The organism is Rhodococcus sp. EPR-147 (assembly GCF_001647185.1).
Taxonomy (GTDB): domain Bacteria; phylum Actinomycetota; class Actinomycetes; order Mycobacteriales; family Mycobacteriaceae; genus Rhodococcoides.
Map to the genome: position 1 here is coordinate 1 of NZ_LVCU01000300.1, position 8560 is coordinate 8560.

At 64.7% G+C, this 8560-nt stretch carries 7 protein-coding genes; 3 read left to right on the forward strand and 4 right to left on the reverse strand.

The window, feature by feature from the left end; translation table 11 throughout:
• The 4 genes from hisG to metH all read right to left on the reverse strand — a co-directional run.
• Positions 1 to 711 (reverse strand): ATP phosphoribosyltransferase (gene hisG, locus A2J02_RS14300; RefSeq protein WP_068050789.1); only part of this gene is annotated, 711 nt, incomplete at its 3' end.
• 47 nt (positions 712 to 758) lie between these two features.
• Complete coding sequence (locus A2J02_RS14305) at positions 759 to 1022, reverse strand: phosphoribosyl-ATP diphosphatase (protein ID WP_032398466.1); 264 nt, start codon at positions 1020 to 1022, stop codon at positions 759 to 761.
• A gap of 49 nt (positions 1023 to 1071) precedes the next feature.
• The gene (locus tag A2J02_RS14310) at positions 1072 to 1740 is read right to left on the reverse strand and encodes an HAD family hydrolase (RefSeq protein ID WP_068050785.1); all 669 of its coding nucleotides are present in this window, start codon (positions 1738 to 1740) and stop codon (positions 1072 to 1074) included.
• On the reverse strand, positions 1733 to 5302 hold the full coding sequence (gene metH / locus A2J02_RS14315) for a methionine synthase (protein ID WP_068050786.1): 3570 nt from the start codon (positions 5300 to 5302) through the stop codon (positions 1733 to 1735). Before metH ends, A2J02_RS14310 begins: the two co-directional genes overlap by 8 nt.
• Before the next feature lie 173 nt (positions 5303 to 5475).
• Between metH and A2J02_RS14320 the strand changes: the two genes are divergently transcribed.
• From A2J02_RS14320 to A2J02_RS14330, 3 genes are all read left to right on the forward strand, one after another.
• Positions 5476 to 6378 carry a PAC2 family protein gene (locus A2J02_RS14320; RefSeq protein ID WP_068050790.1) on the forward strand — a complete coding sequence of 301 codons (903 nt, stop codon included), beginning with the start codon at positions 5476 to 5478 and terminating at the stop codon, positions 6376 to 6378.
• Positions 6379 to 6478: 100 nt separating this feature from the next.
• Entirely contained in the window at positions 6479 to 6826 is a 348-nt protein-coding gene (locus A2J02_RS14325; RefSeq protein ID WP_068050787.1) for a molybdopterin oxidoreductase, read from the forward strand.
• Positions 6826 to 8560, forward strand: a 1735-nt coding sequence (locus A2J02_RS14330; protein WP_068050788.1) for an FAD-dependent oxidoreductase, incomplete at its 3' end; no start/stop codon positions are given. The genes A2J02_RS14325 and A2J02_RS14330, both read left to right, overlap by 1 nt.

Below are 8560 nucleotides of genomic sequence, written 5' to 3' on the forward strand. Positions count from 1 at the left end.
CAGGGTGGGCGATTCGATTCCAGGAGTGATCTTGACGGCCTCGTCGAGGATCGACTTGGGGCAGTCGTAATCGAGCATCAGGTACTGCTGTGCGAAGACGACGCCCTGTACGCGGGCGATGAGTTGCTTGCGTGCGGAGTCGGTGCCCGGTGTGCCTGCTCGTTCGATCAAGACGCCCTCGGAATCGCAGAGAGATTCGCCGAATGCCACGAGGTTGTTCTGACGCAGCGAGCGACCCGACTCCACGACGTCGGCGATCGCGTCGGCGACCCCGAGCTGGATGGAGATCTCCACCGCACCGTCGAGGCGGATGACCGTTGCTTCGAGTCCTCTGGCGGCCAGATCCTTGCGCACCAGGTTGGGATAGGACGTCGCGATGCGCAATCCACCCAGATCCTCGGGTGCCCACTCCTTGCCCGCGGGTGCGGCATAGCGGAAGGTCGATCGGCCGAATCCGAGTGCCAGCCGCTCTTCGACAGCAGCACCGGAATCGAGAGCCAGGTCGCGTCCGGTGATGCCCAGATCCAGCTGCCCGGATCCGACGTAGATCGCGATGTCCTTGGGGCGCAGAAAGAAGAATTCGACGCCGTTCGCCGGATCGAGAACCGTCAGGTCTTTGGAATCGCTTCGGCGTCGGTAGCCGGCTTCACTGAGAATTTCGGCGGCGGACTCGGAGAGAGCGCCCTTGTTGGGTACGGCTACGCGCAGCATGCAGTTTTCCTTGTTCGACGAGTTCGTGAGCGACATGCGGATCGAACTCACAGATGTTTGTAGACGTCCTCGAGTTCGAGGCCTCTACCCACCATCATCACCTGGACCCAGTAGAGCAGCTGCGAGATCTCCTCGGCGAGTGCCTCGTCGCTCTCGTGCTCGGCGGCGATCCACACTTCACCGGCTTCTTCGAGGACCTTCTTGCCCTGGAAATGAACTCCCGCGTCCAACGCTGCTACGGTGCCCGAACCCTCGGGGCGGGTCTTCGAGCGGTCGGTGAGCTCGGCGAACAGCGAATCGAAAGTCTTCACGGATGGATATTCTTTCACGTCGTCGCTCGGGGGTACGAATCGGTCGAGATCAGGATGCCCAGGCTCGTCGCACCTCGTCGGCGGTCAATCCGACGAGACCATCGCGGATGGTGTACCCCGGTGCGGCCCGCACCGCGATTTCGGACGGAACCACCAGCACCGGACAACCGGCGGTGTGCGCCGACAGCGAACCGGTGGGCGAATCCTCGACCGCAAGGCACGAAGCTGCGTCGAGTCCGAGCAACGCTGCACCGCGCAGGTACGGGGCCGGATGCGGTTTGCCTGCCTCGACCTCGTCGCCGGTGACCGTGATGTCGAAGTACTCGCGCCCCAGGGTGTCCAGAGCCCGCTCGACCAGACCCCGCTCGGTGTTGGTGACCAACCCGGTCGACAGACCCATCTCGCGCACGAGCGCAAGAGCGTCCTTGGCACCGGGGCGCCACGGAATCCCCTCGGCGAACAGGTCTCCGACTCGTGTGGTCAGCCACTCACGGCCCTCGATCAGGCGCTCGTCGGTGACCTCGACCCCGGCATTCGCCAAGACCTTGCGCAGTGCATCCCACATCGAGTTGCCGAGGGTGCTTTCACGCACCTCCGCGCTGAGTTCCGTTCCCAGTGAGCGGGAGTACTCACCGATGGCGACGTCCCAGATCTTCTCCGAGTCGAGCAGTGTGCCGTCCATGTCCCACAGGACACCCTGCAGGTGGGTTCTAGACATTGAAGTACTTGGCCTCCGGGTGATGAAGTACGAACGCATCGGTCGACTGTTCGGGGTGTAGCTGCAGTTCCTCGGAGAGCTTGACGCCGATTCGCTCGGGTTCGAGAAGTGCGGCGAGCTTGATGCGGTCCTCGAGATCGGGGCATGCGCCGTAGCCGAACGAGTAACGCGCACCGCGATATTCGAGTTTGAAGAAGCCCTCGGCCTCGGTGGGATCCTCCGAGGCGACGGAATTGCCGTCGGAGAGCTTCAGTTCCTCGCGTACCCGGCGGTGCCAGTACTCGGCCAGGGCTTCGGTGAGCTGAACGCCGATTCCGTGGACCTCGAGGTAGTCACGGTACGAGTCGGCGGCGAACAGCTCGTTGGCGAAGTCCGCGATGGGCTGGCCCATCGTCACCAGGTTCATCGGCAGAACATCGACCTTGCCCGATTCCCGTGCCGCCGAACGCGACCGAACGAAGTCCGATATGCAGAGGAAGCGGTCGCGGTGCTGCCGTGGGAACGTGAACCGAAAGCGTTCGGGCGCATCGGGTTCGGGTTCGGTGAGCACGACGACGTCGTCGCCCTCCGAGACCGCCGGGAAGTACCCGTACACCAATGCCGCGTGTGCGAGGATGCCGTCGGTGCTCAGTCGATCGAGCCAATACCGCAGGCGCGGTTTGCCTTCCGATTCCACCAGGTCCTCGTACGTGGCACCTTCGCCCTTGCGGGCACCGCGCAGACCCCATTGCCCCAGGAACAGGGCCCGCTCGTCGAGCAGTCCCGAGTACTCCGACAGTGACACGCCCTTGACGATGCGCGTGCCCCAGAACGGCGGCACCGGGATGTCGATGTCGGCAGCGACATCGGATCGTTCGGGCACGACCACCGGCGCTTCGGCGGCCTTGCGCTTCTCGGCGATGCGCTTGGACCGCTCGTGGCGTTCCTTGCGCTCGGCCGTCTTGGCCTTCGCAGCGAGTGCCTCGGGGCTGTCCGGGGCCGGTCCGCCACCGCGCTTGGTGGTCATGATGGTGTCCATCAGGCGAAGGCCCTCGAATGCATCACGCGCATAGTGCACGTCGCCCTCGTAGACGTCCTGCAAGTCGTTCTCGACATACGACCGGGTCAGGGCCGCTCCGCCCAGCAGAACCGGGAATTGCTCGGCGACACCCTTCGAGTTGAGTTCGATGAGGTTGTCCTTCATGACCACGGTGGACTTGACCAGTAGCCCGGACATGCCGATCACGTCGGCGCGCTTGTCGATCGCGGCTTCCAGAATGGTCGAAATCGGTTGCTTGATACCGAGATTGACCACCTCGTACCCGTTGTTGCTCAGGATGATGTCGACGAGGTTCTTACCGATATCGTGCACGTCGCCCTTGACGGTACCGAGCACGATGCGACCCTTGCCGTCGTCGTCGGTTGCTTCCATGTGCGGTTCGAGATACGCCACAGCAGCCTTCATCACCTCGGCGGAGGCGAGCACGAACGGCAGCTGCATCTGACCTGAGCCGAACAGCTCGCCCACGGTCTTCATCCCCGAGAGCAAAGTCTCGTTGATGATTTCCAGCGGCGGCTTCTCGGCCATCGCGGCGTCGAGATCGGCGTCGAGGCCGTTGCGTTCGCCGTCGACGATGCGTCGTTCGAGTCGCTCGAACAGCGGCAAACGGCCGAGTTCTTCCGCGCGAGATTCCCGCGCCGACGCTGCGGAGACCCCCTCGAAGAGCTGCATGAGCTTCTGCAGCGGGTCGTAGCCCTCGCTGCGGCGGTCGTACACCAGATCGAGGGCCGTCTCGCGCTGCTCGTCGGGAATCTTGTTCATCGGCAGGATCTTCGACGCGTGCACGATGGCGGTGTCGAGGCCGGCCTGTGTGCACTCGTGCAGGAACACCGAGTTCAGCACCTGGCGTGCAGCGGGATTGAGGCCGAACGAGATGTTCGACAGCCCGAGGGTGGTGTGCACCTTCGGGTACTTCTCCTTGAGCTGCCGGATCGCCTCGATGGTCTCGATGCCGTCGCGTCGCACCTCTTCCTGGCCCGTCGAGATCGGGAAAGTGAGGGTGTCGACGATGATGTCCTCGTGGCGCAGGCCCCAGTTCTCGGTGATGTCGGTGATCAACCGGTCTGCGACGCGCACCTTCCATTCGGCCGTACGTGCCTGTCCCTCTTCGTCGATGGTCAGCGCAACGACGGCGGCGCCGTGCTCCTTGACCAGACGCATGATCTTCTGGAATCGCGAGTCGGGTCCGTCGCCGTCCTCGTAGTTGACCGAGTTGACCGCGCTGCGGCCACCGAGGTGCTCCAAACCTGCTTCGAGAACGGCAGGTTCGGTGGAGTCGAGCATGATCGGCAGGGTCGACGCCGTCGCCAGTCGGCTGGCCAACGCGGCCATGTCCGCGGCGCCGTCGCGGCCGACGTAGTCGACGTTGAGGTCGAGCATGTGCGCGCCGTCGCGGGTCTGGTCCTTGGCGATGTCGAGGCACTTCTCGTAGTCCTCGGCGAGCATCGCGTCGCGAAATGCCTTGGACCCGTTGGAGTTGGTGCGCTCACCGATCATCAGGATGCTGGCATCCTGCTCGAACGGAACGGCGGTGTACAGCGAGGAGACGCCCGGCTCGGGCGCGGGCTGCCGTTCGAGTTTCGTTGCCCCGTGCACCATGTCGGCAACCTGGCGGATGTGCTCGGGCGTGGTGCCACAGCAACCTCCCACCAGAGCCAACCCGTATTCGCTGACGAAACCGCTCAGGGCCTCGGCCAATTCGGGAGCGGTCAGTGGGTACTCGGCCCCTTTCGCGCCCAGGGTGGGCAGGCCGGCATTGGGCATCACCGACACCGGAAGACGCGAATGCTTGGACAGATGGCGCAGGTGCTCGCTCATCTCGGCCGGGCCGGTCGCACAGTTGAGCCCGATCATGTCGATACCGAGGGGTTCGAGTGCCGTCAGTGCGGCACCGATCTCGCTGCCGACGAGCATCGCGCCCGTCGTCTCGACGGTGACGTGGGTGATGATCGGGATGCGGACGCCCAGCTTGTCCATCGCGTGCTGGCTGCCGATGATCGCGGCCTTGACCTGTAGCAAGTCCTGGCAGGTCTCGACCAGGATGGCGTCGGCACCGCCGTCGATCATGCCGAGGGCAGCTTCGGTGTACGCGTCGCGCAGTCGGGCGAAGGGGGCGTGGCCGAGAGTGGGGAGCTTGGTACCGGGGCCCATGGAACCCAACACGAAGCGGCCCATCCCGTCGCGGCCCGGGCCCATCTCGTCGGCGGTCTCACGCGCGAGCCGGGTGCCTTTCTCGGCCAACTCGCGGATGCGGTCCTCGATGTCGTAATCGGCCAGGTTGGGCAGATTGCAGCCGAAGGTGTTGGTCTCGACGGCGTCCGCACCGGCCGCGAAGTACTCGCGGTGAATCTCACGCAGCACGTCCGGCCTGGTGGCATTCAGGATTTCGTTGCATCCCTCCAGACCGAGAAAGTCGTCGAGAGTGAGGTCGGCGTCCTGGAGCATCGTGCCCATCGCTCCGTCGCCGATGACAACACGACGTGAAATCGCATCGAGCAGACTGGGCTTGTGTTGAGCGGGCATCACTACAGAGTAGTGGGCACCGAAGTTACGTCGGGTCGTAGGCTGTCGTGGTGAGTCCCCGAAACCTCGATGGCCAGTCCCCGATCGACGACGGAAACGAAAATACGGACATTTCAGTTGCCGGATCGGATGTGCCTCTGGATGCTGCATTGATCGAGGCCGTCCACGATGCTGTGGCCAATGCCACAGACCTCGACGACCTCGACGATCTCGACGACGTCATTCCCGAGTTGCGCTCCCCGATCCTGGTCGCTGCCTTCGAGGGCTGGAACGACGCGGGAGATGCAGCCAGCGGCGCGATCGAGCATCTGGAGCTGATCTGGGACGCCAGTCCGCTGGCCGAACTGGACTCGGAGGACTACTACGACTACCAGGTCAACCGCCCGACAGTCCGGCAGGTGGACGGTGTCACGCGCGAGATCGAGTGGCCGTCGACTCGGCTGTCGGTGTGTTCGCCTCCCGGCAGCTCGCGCGATGTGGTGCTGCTACGTGGCATCGAGCCGAACATGCGCTGGCGCAGTTTCTGCGACGACCTCCTCGAATTCGTCGAACAGCTCGGCGTCGAGACCGTGGTGATCCTGGGCGCACTGCTGGCGGACACTCCCCACACCAGACCCGTTCCGGTGACCGGCACCGCCTACAGCACCGAATCGGCCGAACAGTTCAACCTGGAACAGACTCGCTACGAGGGACCGACCGGGATCACCGGTGTGCTGCAGGACGAGTGCGTCAAGGCCGGGGTGCCTGCGGTCTCCTTCTGGGCTGCGGTCCCGCACTACGTCTCCCAGCCGCCCAACCCCAAGGCCACCGTGGCGCTGCTGCAGCGGGTCGAGGACGTGCTCGACATCGAGGTACCGCTCGGCGAACTGCCCACCCAGGCCGAGGAATGGGAAGAGGCGGTGACCGAGATGACGAAGGAAGACGAGGAGATCAGCGAATACGTTCGCAGCCTCGAGGAACGCGGCGACGCCGAGGTGGACATGTCCGATGCGATCGCCAAGATCGACGGCGACGCCATCGCGGCCGAGTTCGAGAAGTACTTGAGGCGACGCGGTCCGGGCAACTTCGGGCTCTGACCGACCGCACAGGAGGAGCCGGGGGCCGGTGAGGTCTTTCTGATCCCGACGTAACGTCACCGCAGCGGTGACGTCACCCCGACCCCGCAACCTCGTGGGTATGGCCAGCACACCGCGATTCCTGCAAGGCGTCTTCTCGTTCACCGGACACGGTCTGGACAAGCCCGAGCTGATCGATCCCAGCCTCAGCTTCGTCGTCCCCGAGGGTACGACGGCTCAGCCGCTGTACTTTCGCGGCGGAAATTCGAGCGACGAGCTGGTGGTCGTCACCTTGCTGCGCGACGGCAGTCCGATGCGCATGTTCCCGATGGGTGCCAAGAGCGGCGTGAACATTCCGCTGCGGGTGGTCGAGGACGTGGATCCCGACACGGTGCTCGAATTGGTCGTCGCCGCCCCTGCCGGAACCAGCGGAGAGGTCGTCGTCGATTTCGGTCTGGTGTTGATCTGATGACCGCGGGCAAGCAGCGGCTGCTGGTGGTCGGTAACGGGATGGCCGGTGCCAGGGCGGTCGAGGAGATCATCAAACGCGGCGGCAGTTCGTCGTTCGAGATCACCATGATCGGCGACGAGCCGTACGGCAACTACAACCGAATCATGCTCTCGCACGTGTTGTCCGGCGAGGCCACCGTCGACGACGAGGACCTGATCCTCAACCCGATGAGCTGGTACAGCGAGAACGGCGTCACGCTGCACGCCGGAGACCGCGCGATCTCGCTCGACCGGTTCTCCAAGACCGTCGTCTGCGAGAGCGGTCGGTCCGTCGACTACGACGTGCTGATCATCGCCACCGGCAGCAACACGTTCTTCCCCAACATGGACGGTCTCCGCGAGTCCGACGGCAGGCTGGCGCGAGGCGTGTTCGGGTTCCGCACCATCGCCGACACCAACGGCATGCTGCAGATGGCGCAGTCGCGCGACGACGTGTGCGCCGTCGTCATCGGCGGCGGACTGCTCGGACTCGAAGCCGCATACGGCTTGCGCACGCAGGGCCTGGAAGTGAACGTGGTGCACTCCCCCGGTCACCTGATGAATCAGCAGCTCGACGAGCGTGGCGGCCGCGTACTACGGAACAAGATCGAGTCACTCGGCGTCGGCGTGCACACCTCCAAGCGAACCACCTCGGTGTTGCGCTCCGAGGACGGCGTCGTCACCGGCGTGGGGTTCAACGACGGCACCTCGCTCGCCGCTGACATGGTCGTCGTCACCGCGGGCATTCGTCCCAGCGTCGATTTCGCTCGCGCCGGCGGACTGCTGATCGAACGCGGAATCGTCGTCGACGACCAATTACGTTGCGAGGACGAGGGTTCCATCTATGCCGTCGGTGAATGCTGCCAACACCGCGGCGAGGTCTACGGCCTCGTCGCTCCGCTGTGGGAGCAGGCCGTCGTGTTGGCAGACGTGCTCACCGGAGCCGATCCCACTGCGGCGTACCACGGTTCGCGTCTGACCACCAAGCTCAAGGTCGCCGGTGTCGACGTCGCCTCGATGGGGATCACCGCCCCCGAACGAGACGACGACGAGTTCGTCCAGTTCTACGAGCCGCGCAGCGGTACGTACAAGTCGGTGATCGTGCGGAACAACAAACTCGTCGGTGCCACCCTGTTGGGCGACATCTCCAAGGCCAACTTCCTCACCCAGGCGTTCGACGAGAAAGTGCCGTTGCCCGACGAGCGCATCAGCATGCTCTTCGACATGGGCACCCCCTCTGCGGCAACAGGAGCCGCCGAGCTGGCCGACGACGTCCAGGTGTGCAACTGCAACGGCGTCACCAAGGGAGCCATCGTGGCCTGCGTACACGCAGGCGCGAAGAACCTCGGCGACGTGACCGCGAAGACCCGGGCAGGCAAGGGGTGCGGATCGTGCAAGGGACTGGTGAAGGACATCATCGCGTGCGCAGCAGGCGGTGCCGTCGAGGCCGACCCGACCGCAGACTGGTACGTGCCGTGTATCCCGATGACCAAGCCGGAGCTGATCGACGCGATTCGCGCGCAGGATCTTCGGGCGGTGTCTGCGGTCTTCGCCGCGTTGGCGACCGGTGGAGCGGAGGATGCCGCGGCCAAGATGCCGTTGGCGTCGTTGCTGCGGACGGTGTGGGGCCCGGACTGGGTGGACGAGCGCGGCGCGCTGTTCATCAACGACCGAGTTCACGCCAACATCCAGCGGGACGGCACGTTCTCGGTGG

What these genes read in the sequence shown, in the direction of transcription:
- A2J02_RS14325 (WP_068050787.1), top strand. Translation starts at nt 6,479, where the DNA reads ATGGCCAGCACACCGCGATTCCTGCAAGGCGTCTTCTCGTTCACCGGA.
- metH (WP_068050786.1), bottom strand. Translation starts at nt 5,302, where the DNA reads ATGCCCGCTCAACACAAGCCCAGTCTGCTCGATGCGATTTCACGTCGT.
- A2J02_RS14310 (WP_068050785.1), bottom strand. Translation starts at nt 1,740, where the DNA reads ATGTCTAGAACCCACCTGCAGGGTGTCCTGTGGGACATGGACGGCACA.